General features: G+C 60.9%; 15 protein-coding genes and 1 pseudogene. 6 read left to right on the forward strand and 10 right to left on the reverse strand.

The features are described from left to right. Positions 1-40: 40 nt before the first annotated feature. Together QWI18_RS01180 and QWI18_RS01185 are read left to right on the forward strand one after the other, a co-directional pair. On the forward strand, positions 41-1,597 hold the full coding sequence (locus tag QWI18_RS01180) for a UxaA family hydrolase (protein WP_369317960.1): 1,557 nt from the start codon (positions 41-43) through the stop codon (positions 1,595-1,597). A gap of 107 nt (positions 1,598-1,704) precedes the next feature. Further along, positions 1,705-3,285: an aldehyde dehydrogenase (NADP(+)) gene (locus QWI18_RS01185; RefSeq protein ID WP_369317961.1), complete on the forward strand. Its 1,581-nt coding sequence runs from the start codon at positions 1,705-1,707 to the stop codon at positions 3,283-3,285. 95 nt (positions 3,286-3,380) lie between these two features. Here the strand turns inward: QWI18_RS01185 and QWI18_RS01190 are convergent, their stop codons facing one another. Both QWI18_RS01190 and QWI18_RS01195 read right to left on the reverse strand, forming a co-directional pair. Beyond that, positions 3,381-4,349 carry a metallophosphoesterase gene (locus QWI18_RS01190; RefSeq protein WP_369317962.1) on the reverse strand — a complete coding sequence of 323 codons (969 nt, stop codon included), beginning with the start codon at positions 4,347-4,349 and terminating at the stop codon, positions 3,381-3,383. A 101-nt stretch (positions 4,350-4,450) separates the two neighbouring features. Then, positions 4,451-4,909 (reverse strand): winged helix-turn-helix transcriptional regulator, encoded by a 459-nt coding sequence (locus QWI18_RS01195; protein ID WP_369317963.1) that lies wholly within the window; start codon positions 4,907-4,909, stop codon positions 4,451-4,453. A gap of 219 nt (positions 4,910-5,128) precedes the next feature. Here QWI18_RS01195 and QWI18_RS01200 point away from each other — a divergent pair, with 219 nt between their 5' ends. Further along, entirely contained in the window at positions 5,129-6,328 is a 1,200-nt protein-coding gene (locus QWI18_RS01200) for an MFS transporter (RefSeq protein ID WP_369318164.1), read from the forward strand. Here QWI18_RS01200 and sfnG read toward each other — a convergent pair. Beyond that, entirely contained in the window at positions 6,293-7,393 is a 1,101-nt protein-coding gene (sfnG, locus tag QWI18_RS01205) for a dimethylsulfone monooxygenase SfnG (RefSeq protein ID WP_192131576.1), read from the reverse strand. The two genes, QWI18_RS01200 and sfnG, sit on opposite strands and share 36 nt — an antisense overlap. A gap of 124 nt (positions 7,394-7,517) precedes the next feature. After that, complete coding sequence (locus QWI18_RS01210; RefSeq protein WP_192131574.1) at positions 7,518-7,778, reverse strand: hypothetical protein; 261 nt, start codon at positions 7,776-7,778, stop codon at positions 7,518-7,520. Positions 7,779-7,792: 14 nt separating this feature from the next. On the opposite strand from QWI18_RS01210, the pseudogene QWI18_RS01215 reads away from it, so the two are divergent. After that, positions 7,793-9,030 (forward strand): annotated as a pseudogene (locus QWI18_RS01215) (acyl-CoA dehydrogenase family protein). A gap of 103 nt (positions 9,031-9,133) precedes the next feature. Here QWI18_RS01215 and QWI18_RS01220 read toward each other — a convergent pair. The 4 genes from QWI18_RS01220 to QWI18_RS01235 are packed head-to-tail and all read right to left on the reverse strand — an operon-like array spanning position 9,134 to position 15,653. After that, positions 9,134-9,889 (reverse strand): VacJ family lipoprotein, encoded by a 756-nt coding sequence (locus tag QWI18_RS01220; RefSeq protein WP_369317964.1) that lies wholly within the window; start codon positions 9,887-9,889, stop codon positions 9,134-9,136. 51 nt (positions 9,890-9,940) lie between these two features. Further along, positions 9,941-11,335, reverse strand: a complete 1,395-nt coding sequence (locus QWI18_RS01225; protein ID WP_296308413.1) for an efflux transporter outer membrane subunit — start codon at positions 11,333-11,335, stop codon at positions 9,941-9,943. Beyond that, on the reverse strand, positions 11,332-14,466 hold the full coding sequence (locus QWI18_RS01230) for an efflux RND transporter permease subunit (protein ID WP_369317965.1): 3,135 nt from the start codon (positions 14,464-14,466) through the stop codon (positions 11,332-11,334). The genes QWI18_RS01225 and QWI18_RS01230 overlap by 4 nt, the downstream gene beginning before the upstream one ends. Before the next feature lie 2 nt (positions 14,467-14,468). Then, entirely contained in the window at positions 14,469-15,653 is a 1,185-nt protein-coding gene (locus QWI18_RS01235; RefSeq protein WP_369317966.1) for an efflux RND transporter periplasmic adaptor subunit, read from the reverse strand. A 143-nt stretch (positions 15,654-15,796) separates the two neighbouring features. Here QWI18_RS01235 and baeS point away from each other — a divergent pair, with 143 nt between their 5' ends. Together baeS and QWI18_RS01245 are read left to right on the forward strand one after the other, a co-directional pair. Next, positions 15,797-17,182 (forward strand): sensor histidine kinase efflux regulator BaeS, encoded by a 1,386-nt coding sequence (baeS, locus tag QWI18_RS01240; RefSeq protein ID WP_369317967.1) that lies wholly within the window; start codon positions 15,797-15,799, stop codon positions 17,180-17,182. A 3-nt stretch (positions 17,183-17,185) separates the two neighbouring features. Next, positions 17,186-17,869, forward strand: coding sequence for a response regulator (locus tag QWI18_RS01245; RefSeq protein WP_369317968.1), 684 nt, complete (start codon positions 17,186-17,188; stop codon positions 17,867-17,869). 27 nt (positions 17,870-17,896) lie between these two features. Here QWI18_RS01245 and QWI18_RS01250 read toward each other — a convergent pair whose 3' ends face one another. Both QWI18_RS01250 and QWI18_RS01255 read right to left on the reverse strand, forming a co-directional pair. Next, complete coding sequence (locus QWI18_RS01250) at positions 17,897-19,393, reverse strand: chemotaxis protein CheW (protein ID WP_369317969.1); 1,497 nt, start codon at positions 19,391-19,393, stop codon at positions 17,897-17,899. Then, positions 19,390-21,156: a PAS domain-containing protein gene (locus QWI18_RS01255; protein ID WP_369317970.1), complete on the reverse strand. Its 1,767-nt coding sequence runs from the start codon at positions 21,154-21,156 to the stop codon at positions 19,390-19,392. Before QWI18_RS01255 ends, QWI18_RS01250 begins: the two co-directional genes overlap by 4 nt. Positions 21,157-21,631 lie beyond the last annotated feature (475 nt).

The following is a 21,631-nucleotide window of genomic DNA, read 5'->3' on the forward strand; positions in this document are numbered from 1 at the left end:
CCATTCCCATTGCGCTCACTGAATAACCGAGGCAATCGTCATGCAGCTCATAACAACAACAGGCAGCGATACCGCTGCCCATGCCGTGATCAGACTCAACGCGCTGGACGATGTGTTGATCGCACGGCAACCGCTGGTCAAAGGTCTGGTGCTTAAAGCCGAAGGTATCGAGGTGCTTGAGCCTGTGCCTTCCGGTCACAAAGTCGCGGCCCGTCATATCGACGTGGGCCAGCCCGTGCGCCGCTACGGTCAGATCATCGGCTTCGCCAGCCAGCCCATCGAAGCGGGGCAGCACGTGCATGTCCACAACGTTGCCATGGGGGATTTCTCTCGGGACTACGCGTTCGGTGTCGACGCCAAAGGCAGCCCTGCCCCCACCGCAGAGACGTTCATGGGCATCGTGCGCGCCGATGGCCGCGTGGCGACCCGCAATTACATCGGCATTCTGACGTCGGTCAATTGCTCGGCCACGGTGGCGCGGGCGATTGCCGACTACTTTCGCCGCGACATTCACCCTGAGGCGCTGATTGAATACCCCAATGTCGACGGTGTCGTTGCCCTCACCCACGGCGTGGGCTGCGCCGTCGATCCGGGGGGTGAGGCGCTGGCCATGTTGCGCAGGACCCTGGGGGGCTATGCCGTTCACCCGAACTTTGCCTCGGTCCTGATGATCGGCCTGGGTTGCGAGACCAATCAGATCCCCGATCTGCTGGTGGCCCAGGGCCTGACCAGCAGCCATTCGCTGCGCACCTTCACCATCCAGGGCACGGGCGGCACGTCGAAAACCATTGCCAGCGGCATCGCGCAAGTGAAGTCCCTGCTGGCAGAGGCAAACCACGTCAAACGCGAACCCGTCAGCGCCAAACACCTGATCATCGGCCTGCAATGTGGTGGATCGGACGGCTACTCGGGCATCACGGCCAACCCTGCATTGGGCAACGCAGTCGACCGCCTGGTGGCGGCCGGCGGCACCGCCATTCTGTCGGAAACACCGGAGGTCTACGGCGCCGAACACTTGCTGACCCGCCGCGCCGTTAGCCAGACAGTCGGTGAAAAACTCATCGCCCGTATCCACTGGTGGGAAGCCTATTGCAAGCGGATGGACGCCGAGCTGAACAATAACCCTTCAGCGGGCAACAAGGCCGGAGGCTTGACCACCATTCTGGAAAAATCCCTGGGTGCCGTCGCCAAAGCGGGCTCCACCGATCTGGTGGATGTCTACGAATACGCTGAAACCATCAGGGCACATGGCCTGGTGTTCATGGACACCCCCGGATATGACCCGATCTCCGCCACCGGCCAGGTCGCTGGCGGAGCCAATCTGATTGCCTTCACCACGGGGCGCGGTTCGGCGTATGGCTGTGCGCCCTCGCCGTCCATCAAGCTCGCCACCAACAACCGTCTGTGGGAAACCCAGGAAGAGGACATGGACGTCAATTGCGGCGGGATTGCCGACGGCACCATGACCATCGAGGAACGTGGCGAATACATCTTCCGCATGATGCTGTGCATCGCCTCGGGTGACAAAAGCAAAAGCGAACAGCATGGCTACGGCCAGAACGAGTTCGTGCCGTGGCAGATCGGTGCGATCACGTAAGACCTTTCATTCACTTCGGCACTCCGGCTTCCGTCGTCCGACACGATGGGGAGCCGCTTGGCTCAGCGGGTGTCCCGACATTTACTTATTCAATCAGGAGCCCTGACATGACTCAGATTCTCGGTCTGAACTACATCGGCGGACAGCGACTCGGCGCCGGCAGTGTGCAGTTGCAAAGCTTCGATGCGACCACAGAAGAGGCACTCCCAGGCCATTTCACCCAGGCGACGCAAGACGAAGTCGACGCGGCAGCCAAGGCGGCCGCTAGTGCCTACCCGATTTACCGCAATCTGCCCGCCTCGTGCCGCGCCGAATTTCTCGACACTATCGCCGACGAGCTGGATGCCTTGGGCGACGATTTTGTCAGCACTGTCTGCCGTGAGACGGCGTTGCCTGCCGGGCGTATCCAGGGCGAGCGTGGTCGCACCAGCGGGCAAATGCGCCTGTTCGCCAACGTGCTGCGGCGCGGTGACTTTTACGGGGCACGCATTGATCGCGCCCTGCCGGATCGTAGACCCCTGCCCCGCCCCGATTTGCGTCAGTTCCGAATCGCGCTGGGTCCGGTGGCCGTGTTCGGCGCCAGCAACTTCCCGCTGGCGTTTTCCACTGCCGGTGGCGATACCGCCTCTGCCTTGGCGGCGGGCTGCCCGGTGGTGTTCAAAGCCCACAGCGGCCACATGGCCACCGCCGAATGGGTGGCGGACGCGATCATGCGTGCCGCGGCGCGCACCGGTATGCCCGACGGTGTGTTCAACATGATCTATGGCGGGGGCGTCGGCGAGTGGCTGATCAAGCATCCAGCAATTCAAGCCGTGGGGTTCACCGGTTCTCTCAAAGGCGGCAACGCCTTGTGCAAGATGGCGGCGGAGCGTGCCCAGCCGATTCCGGTATTCGCCGAGATGTCGAGCATCAACCCGGTGATCATTCTCCCCCAGGCCCTAAAGGTGCGTGGCGACACCCTCGCCAATGAACTTGCCGCTTCGGTGACCCTGGGTTGCGGGCAGTTTTGCACCAACCCCGGGCTGATCATCGGCGTGCAGTCGGCCGATTTCACGGCGTTCCTGGAGCGCTTCACTGCACAGATGAACGATCAACCGGCGCAGACCATGCTCAATGTCGGCGCCCTCGCCAGCTACAGCAAGGGGCTGCAACACTTGCTCGCGCACCCGGGCGTGCAGCATCTGGCGGGACGTCCGCAACAGGGTAAACAAGCCCAACCGCAGTTGTTCAAAGCCGACGTCAGCTTGCTGCTCAAGGGTGACGAATTGCTCCAGGAAGAGGTATTCGGGCCGGCCACGATTGTTATTGAAGTTGCCGACCAGGCGCAACTGGCCGCAGCACTCAATGGCCTGCGCGGGCAGTTGACGGCCACCGTCCTCGGCGAAGCGGGTGAGCTGCTGGAATACCGCTGGCTGACCGAGTTCTTGCAGGAAAAAGTCGGCCGGATTCTGTTGAATGGCTATCCGACGGGGGTGGAAGTCACCGAGACCATGGTGCATGGTGGCCCGTACCCGGCGACGTCAGACGCGCGCGGGACGTCGGTGGGGACATTGGCCATTGACCGCTTCCTGCGCCCGGTGTGCTTCCAGAATTACCCTGACGCTTTGCTGCCCCCTGCTCTGCAAGACGCTAACCCGTTGGGGATTCAGCGGCTGGTGGATGGGCAACATACGAATGGGGCGCTGTGACAGGTAGCTCGACGGAGTCCTATTAAAACCGCCCGATTCGGGCGGTATTTGTCAGCGGTTCATCTGAACTGATTGCCAGGCGGCAGATCCGCGCCTTAGCGCTCACCGACAACCTCCTGAGATTGCGCGCTTTCACGTGCTTCAACCCATACGAACCCATCGTTCGTCAGCACCTTTTCGCCCTTCCACCGATAAGCACACAGCTTGGTTCCCTTGGTCCCTTTACCGATGCTGTAGTCAAGGCAAACCATGTGCGGGTTCAGGATGGTGGGGCGGCCGGTTTGCCAGTAATGGCCGATGAACAGAGGCGCGGCCTGGTCATAAACAAGCAGGTTTTTCTCGGGAATCGGATCTTCGGGAAGCTGATGAACCAAGCTACTTTTGAGCATGCCGGCCGAGCGGTATGTTTTTGCTGATTCATCCCACCAGCGGGTACGGGTGCGAACCCTCTCGGTGCCATCAGCGTCGCAGTAGCTCAAGCCGGACGGAAGATCGATTTCCGTGCCCTTCAGTAACGTTTCGATAATGAGGTGAGGCTCACTGTCCTTGCGACTCATGGGGGCCCACGACTCAGGAAGAATGGCATTGTTTGCGTCCAGATAAGGCTTGGACCGTTCAATGAGCGTTGCATGCCAGCAGGCGTGAATGGCCCTGAATTCAGGTGTCTCCACATACACTGGCAGGGTCTTGAACCACGCGATCAGGTCACGGTGCAGCGCGCTGTTTTCCCCAACCTGGTCTAAAAAAGCGCGGTGTTGATGGCGATTCTTTTCAGTATGTTCGCGCAGGAATTCACCCGCATGTTCCGGGTCAGGGGTTGCCCAGGCGCAGGCGTTGTATTCGTGATTTCCAAGAACGATCCGGGCGTGTCCGCTTTCTACCATCCGCCTTGCGATCTCCAGCGTTTCCACTTGTCGAGGACCTCGGTCGATCAGGTCACCCATGAAGAACGCCTTGCGCGTTGGATGGCTGTAAATACCCGCGCGCCGGGTGTAACCCATCAGCACCAACAGCGCTTCGAGACGTTCGCTCTGACCGTGGGTGTCGCCTATAAAATCGTACATATAGCATCCTCGATTGATCGTTTGCGTTGTTCCACTGGAATGAGCATGTGCCCCCGGCTTCATTATCGAGCAGGCCCTTTCCCCTCCGCTAACGTGCACATTCAAACGTCGTCAGCTGTGACTCTGATCCGATAGCAATCCGCTGGCCCAAGCGTCTCGCCACTCGCAGATTGAACCGCCATCCTCATCACCGGCTGACCGGTTGCGTTGTCCATCAGCACTGAGCGGGTTTCATGGGGTGCAAACTGAAAACGTTCGCCCCACTGACGCAGGCTGACCACGATCGGAAATAGTTCACGTCCTTTTTCGGTGAGGACGTATTCCTTGTAGGCGCTGCCATCGGACGCCGGGCAAATCTCGAACACCCCGACCTCGACCAACGCCTTCAAGCGCGCAGCCAGAATATTCTTGGCCACGCCCAGGCTCTTTTGAAACTCGCTGAATCGACGAATATCGTCGAACGCGTCGCGGACGATGAGCAACGACCATCGGTCACCGATGACCTCCGATGCTCTGGCAACCGGGCACTCGTGACGGTGTGAGGAATCGTGGTCGAGCATTTTTAACCTTCCGAGCCGTGAGTCAGGTGGAGCCCTGCGCAACACCTGAAAAATGAGGTTGCAAACTAAAACAGGATTAAGCCAGAATCCAAGCAGGTTGCAGATTGCAACCAGTCTACCGGCAAGGAGCGGGTTATGACAGAGGGTACTGATTCGAGACTGGGACGACTGTCCCCATCTTGTCCACCGCCATCCAGGCCGCACAGAAGTCCGGACGTCATCCCCCAAGAACCGGCGCTGTCGCCGTGGCTCACGCTTTTGTTATCGGTCACCTGTGCGCTGGCGGTTGCCAATGTTTATTTCGCCCAGCCCCTGCTCGACGCCATGGCCTACAGTCTGGCCGTTGACGCAGGACTGATCGGCGTCGTCGTCACGGCGACTCAGGCCGGTTATGCACTGGGTTTGCTGCTCATCGTCCCATTGGGTGATCGGGTCAACCGCAAAAGACTGGTGCTGGGTCAGACAGCCATATCGGCCATTGCGCTTGCAGCAGTCGGCGCGGCGCCGTCGTGGCTGGCGCTACTGGGGGCCTTGATCGTCGTGGGTTTGATGGCCGTGGTGGTTCAGGTGCTGGTTGCCTATGCCGCCGTCCTTGCCGCGCCGTCACAACGGGGGCAGATCGTTGGCACGGTCACCAGCGGCATTGTGCTGGGGATTCTTATGGCGCGTTTTGCCTCAGGCCTCGTTGCGGACCTGGCGGGCTGGCGTGCGGTGTATTTCGTGTCCTCGGGCTTGATGCTCACGCTCTGCGCAGTGCTGTGGCAAGGCTTGCCTGACTGCCCATCGCCCCGCGGCTCAGGCACCTACCTGAACCTGATCGGGTCGGTTTTCAAGCTGGTGATCAGTGAGCCTGCGTTGAGGATACGCGGGGTGCTGGCGCTGCTCATCTTCGCGGCGTTTTCTGTGTTGTGGACGGCGATGGTGCTGCCCTTGAGCGCCCCGCCGCTCTCGCTTTCGCACACGCTCATTGGCCTGTTCGGTCTGGCCGGAGTGGCAGGTGCGCTGGCCGCCAGACGAGCAGGACGCTGGGCCGATCAGGGGCTGGGGCAACGAGTCACCGGCGTTGCGCTGGGCGTGCTGACGTTTTCCTGGCTACCCATCAGCTTTGCGCAGACGTCACTGCTGGCCTTCGTCTGCGGCGTGATCCTGCTCGACTTCGCCGTCCAGGCAGTCCATGTCACCAGTCAGAACCTGATCTTCGCGGCGCGCCCCGATGCTCAAAGTCGAGTGGTCGGGGCGTACATGTGTTTCTACTCGATAGGCAGCGCATCAGGCGCGGTGGCTGCAACCCAGGCTTATGCGCGCTGGGGATGGTCTGCCGTGAGCCTGCTGGGCGCCTGCATCAGCGCCGCTGCGTTGATTCTGTGGTTTGTGAACCGTACCTCAAGCGCTTTGAGCCACAGAGACCGTGTGATCTGACGCTTCCAGCTCCCGTACAAGTGGCAGTACGTGTTCACCGAAATACGCCACTTCCTCCTGAAAGTGCAGAAAGGCAGAGAGCACCAGGTCCACGCCCACGGCTTTCAACGCCACAATGCGCTCGGCAATCTGTTTCGGCGTCCCAATCAGATTCGTTTTAAACCCGTCGTTGTATTGGACCAGGTCTTCAAACGTGGACTTGGCCCAATTACCCTCGCCTTCAGGGCTGGCCTTGCCGGCCTGTTTTGCCGCATCGCCGAACGCATTCACCGCTTCAGGATCAGCCTGATCGATGATTTCCTGAAGCACCGCGCGCGCTTGCTCTTCGGTTTCGCGAGCGATGATGAAAGCGTTCACGCCGATCTTGACCGAATGCCCGTTGGCCGCTGCCTTCGCGCGAATATCATCCACCTGCGCCTTGATGCCTTCTACCGTGTTGCCATTGGTGAAGTACCAGTCGGAGACGCGTGCAGCCATGTCGCGGGCGGCGCGGGAGCTGCCGCCCTGAAAGATTTCAGGGTGGGGTTGCTGAATGGGTTTCGGACGCAGCGTGTAATTGTGGAAGCGATAGAAATCGCCTTTGAAGGTGAAATTGTCGGTTGTCCAGATGCCTTTCAACGCCTGGATGAACTCCTCCGAACGACGGTAGCGCTCGTCATGCTCGAGCCATGGCTCACCAATGGCTTGGAATTCACCTTTGAACCAGCCACTGACAATGTTGATCGCCACACGGCCGGCCGTGAGTTGATCGATCGTCGCCAGTTGCTTGGCAACGACGGCGGGCGTCCAGGGCCCGGGGAGGATGGCGGCGATCACCTTGAGTTTCTCGGTCGCCGCCAACAACGCATGGCTGAACGCAACGGACTCATGCTGGTTGTCGGCGCCGTAGCCGGCCGTGAAGCGGATTTGCGTGAGCCCGTACTCAAAGCCCGACTTTTCAGCAATCTGCGCCAGCTTGCGGTTGTACTCGATGCCCCAGTCAGTGCGCTGCTCGATTTTACTGACGATCAAACCGCCGCTGACGTTAGGTACCCAGTAAGCGAATTTAATTGCGTTCTGACTCATCTGCCTATCTCCGAATAGAGCAAGGAAGCCGCCCGGCGTGGTCGCCAAGTACGGTGTGTCTACCTGCCTGATGAGGAAATAGCAGCAACTGTGCCAGCTGTTTATACCCTGCCTTTTCAATAGGTTATGACCGGGCCATGTCTTTATTCGACGTCTGGCAAACAACGTTTTGCTGAACAGGTGTTTCCAGGCAAACAGTTGTCTTTACCGCACGCCGTGAAAAGGTGTCGCGGGGCAGCCAGCGAAACAGCACAACTGTTGATGCATCAACAGCAGCGTCCGTGGACTCAACAGATTCACCGCGATGACTCGGCCATTTATGTTTCGGCATGGTGCATGCACATCGGATGTATTTAACGCCGTTACCACCAGCGGCTTTCATCATCACGGGAGTTCCCCATGCCTGACACGCCAAACAATCCGCTTTCTCTGGGCACCGACTACGAAGCACTCGCCAATCGTTTTCGGCCTTTGTTCCAGCATATTGCAGCGGGCACCGTTGAGCGAGAAAACGCTCGTACTCTCCCAAACGAGCCCATCAAGTGGCTCAAACAGGCCGGGTTCGGTGCTGTGCGCGTGCCGAGGGAATATGGCGGCGCCGGCGCTTCTGTTGAGCGCTGTTCCAGTTGCTGATCGAACTGGCCGAAGCCGACTCCAATATTCCGCAGTCCCTGCGCGGCCATTTTGCCTTCGTCGATGATCAACTGAATTCGCCCCCGACGGCCGAACGCGACACATGGTTCCGGCGCTTCGTTGAAGGCGATTTAGTGGGCAACGCCTGGACAGAAACAGGCGATGTAAAGCTCGGTGAAGTCATCACCAAAGCGACTCCGGACGGAGCGCAGTTTCTTTTGAGCGGCAAAAAATACTACAGCACCGGCAGTCTGTTTTCTGACTGGATCGATGTGTACGCGCAGCGTTCCGACACTGGGGCGGACGTGATTGCGGTCGTGGATGCCCGTCATGCCGGCGTACAACAAAGTGATGATTGGGACGGTTTCGGACAACGCACTACCGGCAGCGGGACCACAGTGTTCAATAACGTGCCGGTTCCGGCTACACACATCATCCCCTTTGAAAACCGTTTCAACTATCAAACCGCGTTCTACCAACTGGTGTTGCTCGCCGTATTGGCGGGCACAGGCCGGGCGATAGAACGCGACATTACCCAGCAGATCCGCGAGCGCACACGTGTTTACAGCCACGGCAATGCCAGCCGCGTGAGCGCCGATGTTCAGATCCAACAGGTGGTCGGTCAGATTTCCGCGCAGGTCTACGCTGCACAGGCGACCACCCTTCGCTCTGCAAGGCCGTTGCAGCAAGCCTACGAGGCTCGCTTTTCGGGGAATGCCGAGGCGGAGCGGACGGCGAACATTGCAGCGGAAATCGAAACGGCAAAAGCACAGGTCGTCGTCTCTGACCTGATTCTGCGAGCCGCTACCGACCTGTTCAATGCGCTTGGCGCCTCAGGCATCAGCGTCAATAAAGCCCTGGATCGACACTGGCGTAATGCGCGGACCGTCGCGTCCCATAACCCGCTTATTTACAAGGCCAAGATCGTCGGTGACTGGAGTATCAACGGCACCGAGCCACCCTATGTCTGGCAAATCGGTCAGGGAGAGCCCAAGGCCAGTTGAAAGGGTTGTGCCCAGCCAGGGATTTCGATCCCTGGCCTTAAATCTGGCAAGCCCGTCGCGGTGGCTCATCGTGGCAGCGCCGTTTTGCGGGTCGTCCAGCGGATCAAAAGTCATCCTGCACCTCTGCCCCGTTGATCTTGAACGCTCGGGTTTGCAGATAGACGCTTCGGATGAAGTTGTACTTGTCGCCGGTGATGAGCTTTTCAGACTTCAGGTATTGAGCCCGTCCGTCGATGATGCCCGCGCCATACAGGCTATTACGCGTTGGGACGTCGCCGATGTAGCGAATCGGGTTGGCGTAGGCATCGGGGAGGATCGCCGGTGCATCGCGCAGTGTGCTCGGCCCCAGCAACGGCAGCACCAGGTACGGGCCGCTCGCGACACCCCAGCGACCGAGGGTTTGGCCAAAGTCCTCGTCACTGCGGGGCAAGCCCATCGGCGTTGCAACGTCGATCAAGCCCGCCAGGCCAATCGTGCTGTTGAACAAAAATCGACTCGTATCAACGCCGGCGCTGTGAAACCGGGCTTGCAGCAGATTGTTGGCCAGATTTTTCACCTCACCCAGATTGTTCAACACGTTGTGAATCCCATCCTGGACAAGGTGCGGGGTGACGAATTGGTACGCTTGAGCCAGGGGTTTGAGCGCATACGTGTCCAGGGTGTCGTTGAACGAAAACACAGGCCGGTTGAAACCTTCCCATGGGTCCGTTTCCGGATCCGCATGGCAAAGCGGTGAAACGGTGATCAGGCAGGCGCAGGTGAGCCCTTGAAGGCGACGGCTGAGTGCGGAACGAAAAGCGCACATATTTATTCCCCAGTGAGTGAAGTAACCCGATTTGTGGTGCGCACGCCGTTCCATCGCTGCGTTTGTTGTGTGTGTGCACGTGGCAGCGGCGTTTCGCCGTCACCCTCAGTACCAGCCGCCCCCCAGCACTTTGTACAAGGTGATGCGGTTGCTCTGCTCGGTCAGGCGCAGCGTGATCAGGTCTTGCTGGGCGCTGTAGAGCGAGCGTTGTGCATCCAGGGCTTCGAGGTAGCTTTTCGAGCCACCGCGATACAGCGCATCCGAGAGTTCGAAGCTTTTGCGGCTGGCGTCGGTCAGCGCCTGTTGCGCGGCGATACGGCGATCCAGGGTACTGCGCACGGCCAGCGCGTCAGCCACTTCACGGAACGCGGTCTGCAGGGTTTGCTGATAGGTCTGCACCTGAATGTCACGTTCGACCTTGGCCGAATCCAGGGTCGCGCGGTGACTTCCCCCGTTGAAAATGGGCACGCTGATGCTCGGCGCAAAGGTCCAGGCCCCGCTGCCGGCTTTGAACAGGCCGGCCAGCGCAGCGCTGGATGAGCCGGCGCTGGCGGTCAGGGTGATGCTGGGGTAGAACGCCGCACGGGCCGCGCCAATGTCGATGTTGGCGGACCTGAGCGTGTGCTCCGCCGACAACACATCCGGGCGTTGTTGCAACAGGCTGGAGGGCAAGCCCGGCGGAATGTCCACCAACACCGCCGCCGACTCCATGTGCGTACCCGGCAGGAGCGCGTCAGGCACATCACTGCCCACCAGCAGGCGCAAGGCGTTGCGGTCCTGCAGAATCTCGCTCTCATAGAAGGCCACATCGCCCCGTGCCGTTTCGACCGTGGTCTGGGCCTGTGCCACGGCCAACTCCGCAGACCCGCCCAAGGCATAGCTGCGCTGGGTCAGGTCGTAGGTGGCCAACTGGCTGGTGAGGGTTTCCCGGGCCAACAGCAACCGTTCGTTGTCGGCGGCCAATGTCAGCCAGGCCGTGGCGACCTCGGCCACCAGGCTGATTTGCGTGCTGCGCCGGGTCTCCGTCAGCGCCAGGTAGTCTTCCAGCGCTTCGTCACGCAGGTTGCGGACCCGGCCAAACACGTCCAGCTCATAACTGCTCAGCCCCAGTTCGGCGCTGTAATCGTGGGTGGTGACCGCTGAGCCGGAATTGGACAGCCCACCCGGCGTGCGGCTGTGGGTGCCGCTGACGCTTGCGTCAATGGCAGGAAACAGGTCCGCGCGCTTGATGCGGTATTGCGCCCGGGCCTTTTCGACGTTCAGGCTGGCCAGGCGCAAGTCGCGATTATTGGCCAGCGCCAGGCTCTGCACCTGTGCCAGGCGACGGTCAGTGAAAAACTGCTGCCATTTGATGTCTGCGCTCACCTGCCCTTTTGGCAGGCTGGCGGCTGGCAGCCATTGCTCGGAGACGGGCGCTTCAGGCCGCTCATACTGCGGCGCCAGATTCACGCAGCCGCCCAGGGCCAGGGCGGCCAGCAGAGGCCAGTGTGATTTGATCATGCATCACCTGTCGGGGCAGATTGGTTAGCGTTGCGTACGCGGCCAAAACGGCGGCGAATCAGCAAAAAGAACAGCGGTACAAAGAAGATGCCCAACGCCGTGGCGCTGAACATGCCGCCCAGCACGCCCGTGCCGATGGCCTGACGCCCGGCGGAGCCTGCGCCGGTACTCAAGGCCAGTGGCAACACGCCGAACATGAACGCCAGGGACGTCATCAGGATCGGCCGCAGGCGTTGCCGCACCGCGATCAGCGTGGCGTCGATGACGCTGTTGCCCTGCTCTTGCAGGTGCTTGGCGAACTCAACGATGAGGATCGCGTTTTTCGCGGCCAGCCCCACGGTGGTCAAGAGACCCACCTGGAAATACACGTCGTTGCTCAACCCGGCGACGCGGGTCGCCAGCACTGCACCGATCACCCCCAGGGGCACCACCAGAATCACCGAAAACGGCACCGACCAGCTCTCGTACAGCGCGGCCAGGCACAGGAACACAAACAACACCGATATCCCGTAGAGCAGCGGTGCCTGGGAGCCGGACAGCCGCAGTTGATAGGACTGCCCGGTCCACTCGTAGCCGATGCCTTGGGGCAATTGCCCGACGATGGCTTGCACCGCGTTCATCGCGTCCCCGGAACTGACCCCTGGCGCGGGATCGCCGACGATTTCCAGGGACGCATTACCGTTGTAGCGCTCCAGCAACGGCGAGCCGTAACTCCACGCGCTGCTGGCAAACGATGAGAACGGCACCATGTCGCCGTTGCTGTTGCGGACAAACCAATGATCAAGGTCCGCCGCCTGCATGCGTGAGGAGGCCTGCCCCTGCACATAGACTTTTTTCACTCGGCCCTGGTTGAGAAAGTCGTTCACATACGTACCGCCCAACGCCGTCGACAAGGTGGCGTTGATGTCGCTGGTGCTCAGGCTCATGGCGCCAGCCTTGCGGTCGTCGATGCTGATCTTCAGCTGCGGCGCATCGTCCAGGCCATTGCTGCGAACCCCCTGCAGGCGCGGGTCCTTTCGGGCCAGTTCAAGCAACTTTTCCCGAGCCGCCACTAACGCATCATGGCCGAGACCGCCAAGGTCCTTGAGTTGCAGGTCGAAGCCCGAGCTCTGGCCCAGGCCGCGCACCGTTGGAGGCTGCATGACGAATGCGTCGGCATCACCGATGCTGGACAGCGCCATGGTCGCCCGCTGGGCAATCGAGGCCGCATCCTGGCCGGAGCTGCCACGCTCGGCCCAGTCCTTGAGGCGGATAAAGGCCCGCGCGGTATTCTGGCTGTTACCGCCCATGCCCAGCCCGCTGATGCTGATCATCGATTCGACTTCGGGCTGTTTGAGAATGTACTCCTCGAACTGCTTGATCACGGCCTGTGTGCGGCTGTCCGTCGCGCCTACCGGCAACTGGATCTGTGCCAGCAGAATTCCCTGGTCTTCGTCCGGCAGGAACGAGGTGGCCAGATTCATGTAGCCCACCGCCATGACCCCCAGCACCAGCCCATAGAGCAACAAGCTGCGCCCCCACCGCCGCAACACCACACCGACCCAGCGCTCATAACCGGCACTGGCCCGTTCAAAGGTGCGGTTGAACCAGCCGAAGAACCCGCCCTGAGCACCCGGCGTCTTACCGTCGGGCGCTTTGAGCAGCGAAGCGCACAACGCGGGTGTCAGGGTCATGGCGACCAGTACCGAGAGGACCATGGCCGAGACAATGGTCACGGAAAACTGCCGATAGATAATCCCGGTGGAGCCGCCGAAAAACGCCATGGGGATGAACACCGCACTCAGCACCAGGGTAATGCCGACCAGTGCGCTGCTGATTTCACTCATCGATTGTCGCGTGGCCGCCATGGGCGACATCCCCTCGCCCATCAACCGCTCGACGTTTTCCACCACCACGATGGCGTCGTCCACCAGCAAGCCGATCGCCAGGACCATGGCGAACATGGTCAGGGTGTTGATCGAGTAGCCGAACAGCGACAACACGCCGAACGTGCCCAACAGCACCACCGGCACGGTGATCGCCGGGATCAGCGTGGCGCGCAGGTTCTGCAGGAACAGAAACATGATCAACACCACCAGCACGATCGCCTCGCCCAGGGCCTTGACCACCTCCTCGATGGACAGGCTCACAAAGGGCGTGGTGTCGTAGGCAATCACGTTCTTCAACTGCATTTCTGTGGGGTAGAACGGCTCCATTTCCTGAAGCTTGGCCTTGACCGCGTCGCCGACGCTCAGCGCATTGGCGCCTGCCGCCAGTTGCACGCCCATGGCCGCAGCGGGCTTGCCATTGAGCGCTGTACTGATGTCGTAGCTTTCACTGCCCAACTCCAGGGTCGCGACGTCGCCCAGCAGAACCACGGCCCCATCGCTGTCGGACTTGACCACCACGTTGCGAAACTCGTCGACGGTTTGCAGTTTGCTGCGGGCGCTGATGGTGGCGTTCAACTGCTGCCCCTTGACGGCCGGCAAGGCACCGAGCTGGCCGGCAGAGACTTCGGTATTCTGCGCCTCCAGGGCACTGCTGACGTCCGAAGGCATCAGCGCGTATTTTTCCAGCAGCGCAGGGTCCAGCCAGATACGCATGGCGTAGCCTGATCCCAGCGTCTGCACGTCGCCGACACCGTCTATCCGGCTGATCGAGTCCAGCAAGGTGGTGGAGATGTAATCACCGATCTGGGTGCCCGTGACACTGGGGTCGGCCGACGCCAGCGCGACAATCATCAAAAAGTCCGAGCCGCCCTTGGTCACCGTCAGCCCTTCGCTTTGCACCGTTTGCGGCAGTCTTGATTCGGCTTGTTGCAGCTTGTTCTGCACCTGCATCTGGGCGACATCCGGGTCGGTGCCGGCGGTAAAGGTCAAACTGATGCTGGCGCTGCCAGCCGAACTGCTGGTGGCCGACATGTAGGTCAGGTTATCCAGCCCCTTCATTTGCTGCTCGATGACCTGGGTCACCGAGTCTTCCACGGTTTTGGCCGAGGCCCCGGTGTACGTGGCGGAAATCTTGACGGTGGGCGGCGCGATATCCGGGTATTGCTCAAGGGGCAACTGGCTGATGGACAGGCCGCCGCCGAGCATGATCACGATGGCGATGACCCAGGCGAAAATCGGTCGATCAATGAAAAAGTGCGCCACGTTCAACCCTCCTTCACGGGGGTGGACGGTGTGGCTGCCTGATCACTCGCGTCCTGCACCTGGACGGCCGCACCGGCACGCACCTTTTGTCCGCCTTCGACGATCAACTGATCACCCGCCTTCAAGCCGCCCGTGACCCACCACTGATTACCCACGGCCCGATCGATGGTCAGCTCGCGCTGTTGCACCTTGCCGTCCACCACCAGCAACGCCGTGGTCAGGCCGCTGGCGCTGCGGTTCACGGCTTTTTGCGGCACCAGAATGGCCTGGTCATCGCGCGCCTGTTCCAGCACCCCACGGACATACATGCCCGGCAACAGCAGGTGATCCGGGTTGGCGAATTCAGCCCGAAGGGTGACGGTGCCCGTGCCCTCGTTGACACTGACGCCGCTGACCTTGAGCCGCCCCTCGTGGGTGTAGGTGCTGCCATCGTCGAGTGTCAGGCTGATGCGTGCCTCGCCCTCGCCAGTGGACTGTAAGGCGCCGCTGGCCAGGTCACGCTTGAGCCGCAGCAGTTCGGTGGTCGACTGAGTCACATCCACATAGATCGGATCGAGTTGCTGCACCGTGGTCAATGCGCTGTCCTGATTGGCCACCACCAACGCCCCCGGGGTCACGGTGGAGGTTTCAATCCGGCCGCTGACCGGCGAGGTGATACGGGTGTAAGCCAGATTAATCCGGGCGGTCTGGACTTCGGCCTCGGCGACTTTTACGTCGGCGGCCGCCGTCAGCAAGGTCGCCTGAGCGTCTTCGTTGTCTTGCTGGCTGATGGCGTTGATTTTGACCAGCCCGGCGTTGCGCCTGGCCGTGGCCTGGGCTGAGTTGAGCGTGGCCCGGTACTTGGCCAGACTTGCCTGAGCCTGGGCCAGCGCGGCGGTATAGGTTGCCGGATCCAGTTGGTACAGCGGTTGTCCGGCCTTCACATCCGCGCCCTCGACAAACAGACGCCGCTGGACGATGCCACCGACCTGCGGACGAATCTGCGCCACCATGAAGGCCTGGGTGCGCCCCGCCAGCTCGGTGGTCAGCACCTGGCTCTGGGGTTGGATGGTGATCACCGAGACTTTCGGGATCACCGCTTCAGGGGCAGGCTCGCCGCCGGAGCAACCGCCCAGAATAACCAGAATGATCAGGGCCAGGAGAACCGCGGCGGTTACCAGGAATTTGGCGAGTATTTTCGTCGACATAGCTGCCTCTGCAAGACGGAATGGCTTGAGTCGGCGCCATCGTGCAAGGCAAATGTGCAGGAAAATTGAAGATTGCCCGGCCGGCTTGAATCTTTCTTTCGTGAGGGCCTAAATGCCCCATCCCTTCTTACCGGCCGGCCTCCATGAAGTTGAGCATCTCCACCAAGTTGTTTGTCGCCGTACTGGCCGGCGTGCTGCTGGTCATCCTGAGCATGGGACTGGCGACGAGCTGGAGTTTCGGGCGGGGCTTTCTGGGCTATCTCAATGAGCAGGCGCTGGACCGCATGGCGCCGGTGTTACCGCGCCTGGCCAGTGCCTACGCCCGTGAGGGGAACTGGGAATTCCTGCGCAACCAGCCGGACCGCTGGTTTGACATCATGCGGCCCGAACTCGGCGAGGATCCGTCGAAGAACGACTTGCGCACACCCCTGGCGTCGGACCTGACGGGCGCGCTGTTTCGCATCGCGTTGCTGGATCAACACAAAAAACGCGTGAACGGCTACCCGGACATCGGCAACGACGCCCTGTTACGCCCGATTGTGGTGGCGGATGAAACCGTCGGCTGGCTGGCCGTTACCCCGTTCCAGAGCGTGACGGAAGCCGGCGGCGAACGGTTCCAGCAATACCAGTTGCGCACCAGCCTGGTCATGGGGGCCTTTTCGCTGCTGCTGGCGATGCTGATTGCCTGGTGGATCGCGCGCACATTGCTGGAGCCGGTCAAGCGGGTGGCCGCCGCCACGCATCGCCTGGCCAGCGGCGATTACAGCGGGCGGGTGGCGGTGGCGTCCAATGACGAGGTTGGCCAACTGGCCCGTGACTTCAATCAGCTCGCCTACACCCTGGAACGCAACGAACAGATGCGCCGCGAGTTCATGGCGGATGTGTCCCACGAGTTGCGCACCCCGCTGTCGGTATTGCGGGGAGAGCTGGAGGCCATCGAAGATGGCGTACGCACCCTCAACCAGGGGTCGATGAAGTCATTGCAAGGTGAGGTCAGCATGCTCAGCAAACTGGTGGATGACTTATACGAGCTGTCCCTGGCGGATGTCGGCGCGCTGACCTACCGAAAACAGCCCTGCGCACTTGATCAACTGCTGCAGGACAGCGTGTCGATGTTCCAGGAGCGCTTGACCGACCGGCAGTTGCGCGTCGAACTGGACCTGCCGTCCCAGCCCCTGGAACTGTCCGCCGATGCCAATCGCCTGCAGCAACTGTTTTCCAACCTGCTGGAAAACACCGTGCGCTACACCGACCCGAACGGGCTGATCCACATCCGGGCCGTCCTTGATCGCGACAACGTATGCATCGAATTCCTGAACTCCGGTCCCGGGGTGTCGGACGAGCAGCTGCCGCGCCTGTTCGAACGTTTCTATCGGGGCGAATCGTCCCGCGCCCGTACAAGTGGCGGGGCCGGCCTGGGGCTGGCGATCTGTCACAGCATCGCCCTCGCCCACGGCGGCAGCCTCAGCGCCGCTCACTCGCCCCTTGGTGGGCTTTGGCTGACCCTGCATCTGCCACGGAATATCTGAACCATGACCGACGACTGCCCGATCCTGATCGTTGAAGACGAACCGAAGCTGGCCGCATTGCTGCAGGATTATCTGATCGCCGCGGGCTACCCGACTCGATGCCTGGATAACGGCTTGCAAGTGGTGCCGACCGTGCGCGCCCAGACACCGCGCTTGATTCTGCTCGACCTGATGCTGCCCGGGCGCGACGGTATGCAGGTCTGCCAGGACCTGCGCGGTTTCAGCGCCGTGCCGATCATCATGATCACCGCTCGCGTCGAAGAAGTGGACCGCCTCCGGGGCCTTGACCTGGGCGCGGACGACTATATCTGCAAGCCATTCAGCCCCCGCGAGGTGGTGGCCCGGGTCAAAGCCATCCTGCGCCGCGGCCCGCAACTGCTGACCGGCGCTGCGCCGCGGCTGATCATTGATGACGCACAACACCGCGCGTCACTCAATGGTGTCGAGCTGGACCTGACACGCCTTGAACTGCGGTTGCTCAGCACGTTTGCGCGTTCGGCCGGCCGGGTCTTTTCCCGAGATCAACTGCTCGACAAGCTCTACTCCGACCACCGCGTGGTGACTGACCGTACGGTGGACAGCCATATACGCAACCTGCGGCGCAAGCTGGAGCAGGCCTGCAGTGGTGAGACGCCCATTGAATCGTTGTATGGCGTGGGCTACCGGTTTCAGCTCACTGATGCGTAAAGCGTCAGCGAGGCAAATGCCCCTGGCTTACCCCGCGAGGCGCTGGGTCTGCACCTCAGTCCCGGTCATCTCCAACCCTCTGACGATGTTGCTCAGATTGATCAGCGTCATCCAGCGCACCTGATCACCCTTGCCGATGCTCACCAGGCTGCGCATGCGGTCATTGACTGAGCCCCGGACGATTGCGCCGTGCTCCCAACCCTCGGGGTGCTCGGAGGCCGGATGGGTGAAGGTTTCGATGGAGTCGGTCCGGTTGACCACCAGCCCGAAGCTATGACGTTCGCCCTTGACCAGCAGCACCCGCTCCAGCGTATTGCCGGGAGGTGTTGTGCCTTCAATCAAGCTGCTCAGGCAAACCAGCGGGATCTGCTCGCCCCGCAAATTGAAACTGCCCAGCAGATGCGTCTCTTCTTGCGCAAACCGCACGAAGTGCTCGGGCATGTCGAGGATTTCCAGCACTTGATCAAGGGGCACCACGAACGGCTGGGCCGCCTGGAACACCAGGCAGGTCTGGTTCATCTGCATGAGACGAGAACCCGGCGCGTCCTGGCTGGGCGGGCTGGTCTGATAGATCCTGGCGAAACTGAGCGTCTCCTTGCGCTCGAGCAACTCGCGGTACTCAAGCAACAACGCCTGCTCTCCGTTCTCCAGCCCGACAACGCCGGCAAACAGGCCCGGCTCCCGTAACCCATAGCGGGGCAACGGCAGGATTTCGTGAGCACGCTTGCGCACAATCGAAATCATCCGGTCGTACACCAGCCCGATGCGATAGCCTTCTCGCGAAGTCAACACCAGCAGCTGGTTCTGGTTCTGGGCCTGCGCCGTCGCCGTCGCCGGGGAATCAATGCCCAGTACCCGGTTCAGGCTCAAGGCAGGCACATCAACGCCACGGCGATTGACGACGCCCAGGCAATAATCCCCACCCAATTTGCTTGGCAGCATGTCCGGGCGGTCCACCAACTCGGTAATCGCCCTCGCGTCCAGCGCATAGCGCTTTCCTTCGCACTCAAACAACAGCAAGTGATGCAGCTCCCGGGACGGGTCCTGAACCTCCACCGTGTCGCCGACGTCCCTGGACTGCGCAGTCAACACCTGGGGCAAACCGCACAGCGCGTCCAGGTCGAGCCGGTAAATCATTCGCTCATTTTCCACCAGCACGAGTTCTGGCAGCAGCGCGACCGCGGTGCCCTCGCCGCCGAGACGGCACAGGTTTCGCGCTTCGACTTTCATCACGTCACTGACGCCGCTGACCGCAATGCCCAGGCGCCGGCCTTGATGGTTGACGATGGCAACCATCTCCAGCGGGTCATGGCGGGAGACGTCATGCTCCCCCAGCAACGACCGCAGCTCAATCAGTGGCAGGGCCTTGCCGCGCAGGCTGAACATGCCAAGCAAGGCGCCGCCCTGCAGCGGATGAGCCTGCAGCCGCGCGGGCCAGTTGATCACCTGCTCCAGTGCCTGGGCGTCAATCGCGACTTCCAGCCCGCCCAGCCTGACTACCCCAAACGCAAGGGCCTCGCTCATAGGCTTTCAACCTGGCCCGGGGCGCTCAAACCCTTGCCCAACCCGGTCGCCAGCTTGATACGGTTGAGCTCGCCGATCAGTTCCGATACCCGCTCAGCCAGGTGATGCTGTTCCTGCGTGGCGGCACCGATGGTACTCATCGCACCATTGGTCTTTTCGACCCCGGCCACGATCCGCTCGAACGCACTGCCCGCGCTGCGGGAGATCTCGCTGCCGGAATTGATGCGGCGAACCGTCTCCTGGATCAATTTGTTGATTTTTGTGGTGGCGTGGGAAGACTTTTCAGCCAGCTTGCGCACCTCATCGGCCACCACTGAAAAGCCCAGACCGTGCTCACCCGCCCGTGCCGCCTCAATCGCGGCGTTGAACGCCAGCATGTTGGTCTGACCGGCGATGGTACTGATCACCTCAATGATTTCCTGGATGTCCTCAGCCGATTTGCCGATGGTGTCCATCGCTGCGGACGCCTCGTTGAGGGTCTGGGAACCACGCTGAGCTTCATCCTGGGTAATGCGTGCCTGATCGTTGGCGTCGCCGGTGGTTTTGACCACCTCGGCAATGGCGTCCATCAGACGGGTGACTGACTCATCCATGGCCTGGGTCTTGGCTTCAATGGCTTCTTCCAGCTCGACCTGAGCGGTAATGTCGGTGGCGAACTTGACCACCTTGTAGGGTTGCCCCGTCGCGTTGAACACCGGGTTATAGGTCGCTTGAATCCAGATTTTCTGGCCGTACTTGCTGATGCGCATGAAGCGCCCGGTGAAGAATTTGCCGCTGCTGAGTGCGCCCCAGAATTCCCGGTAAGGCGTGGTTTTGACGTACTCGGGTTCGCAAAACAGCGAATGGTGGAGGTTCTTTAATTCCTCCATCCGGTACCCCACCAGATCCAGAAAGTTAGCGTTAGCCGAGAGGATATTGCCGCTCAGGTCGAACTCGATCACGCCCTGGGCGCGGTTAATGGCGTTGACCTTGCCTTCGTGCTCCATCGTGCGAAGTTTGGTCTCGGTCACATCGGTGGCGAACTTGACGATCTTGTAGGTCTGGCCCTGGGCATCGAGAATCGGGTTATAGGACGCCTGAATCCAGACATCCCGACCGTCTTTGCTCAGCCGCTTGTACTCGTTGGAGTCGTACTCGCCCTTGCCCAGCTTCTCCCAAAATTCGCGGTACACCAGGGAAGCCGAGTATTCCGGCTCACAAAACATGCGGTGGTGCTGGCCCACGACTTCATCCAGCGTGTAGCCCATGGCCGAGAGAAACTTGCTGTTGGCGGTCAATACATAGCCGTCGGGGGAGAACTCGATCAACGCCTGGGAGCGCTCGATCGCCTCGATTTTGCTTTCCCACTCGGCATTGCGATTGCGCACTTCAGTGACGTCGCTGGCGAATTTGACGATCTTGAATGGCTTGCCGTTGTTGTCCATCACCGGATTGTAAGTGGCCTGCAGCCAGATCTGGCGCCCGTCCTTGGCCTGACGCTGGTACTGGCCGGCGTCAAATTTGCCGGTGCCCAGCTTCTCCCAGAACATCAGGTATTCCTTGCTGGTCGCATAGTCGGGCATGCAAAACAGCCGGTGATGGCGCCCGCGAATTTCATCGAGGTCGTAGCCCATGCAGTCGAGAAAATTCTGGTTGGCGTACAGCACATTGCCCTGCAGATCGAATTCGATGACGGCTTGGGAGCGGTCAATCGCGCTCAGCAGAGAATTCAGGTCGGCGCCGGTTTGGGCGAGTTCTGCAGTGGCATTGGATTTATTGTTCATGGCGCAGGTCCGCTAGCTAAATGATGTTGAGTGGGCGGGGCTCCTTCCCTGAAAAGCGTTAGGCGACCGCTGTTTGTTGTCCGTGAAACGCCTCGGACGAGGCGCGCTCAGGCCGGACTCACGGGTGCTCGTCTTGGATTAAACGTTTCAGATATTCGATCGGCAGTGGATGCCATGAACTTTAGCCAGGGTTGTACATTTATTTAATGCTGTATAGGTTTGAACCTCCGTCGCGGATGACGAGACCGTCCCAAAGACGGAGCGTTTAGCTGTCCAGCGCGTGGTAGTGTCTTCGCTGCAACCACGCATGGAGCGATATTTTCCATCGAGCCCACCTTCGATGATGTCATAGTGAAATCGCGGAGTGGCCACCCCTTGGTCACTTCCTCATTTCGCGCAGATTGTTTGCCACAGGGTCCTGTTGAACTTCGTCGCCACGCCGATACCGAAAGTGCTAACCGGCGCCAGGTGCACA

It is taken from the genome of Pseudomonas sp. W2Oct36, assembly GCF_041060465.1.
GTDB lineage: Bacteria > Pseudomonadota > Gammaproteobacteria > Pseudomonadales > Pseudomonadaceae > Aquipseudomonas > Aquipseudomonas graminis_B.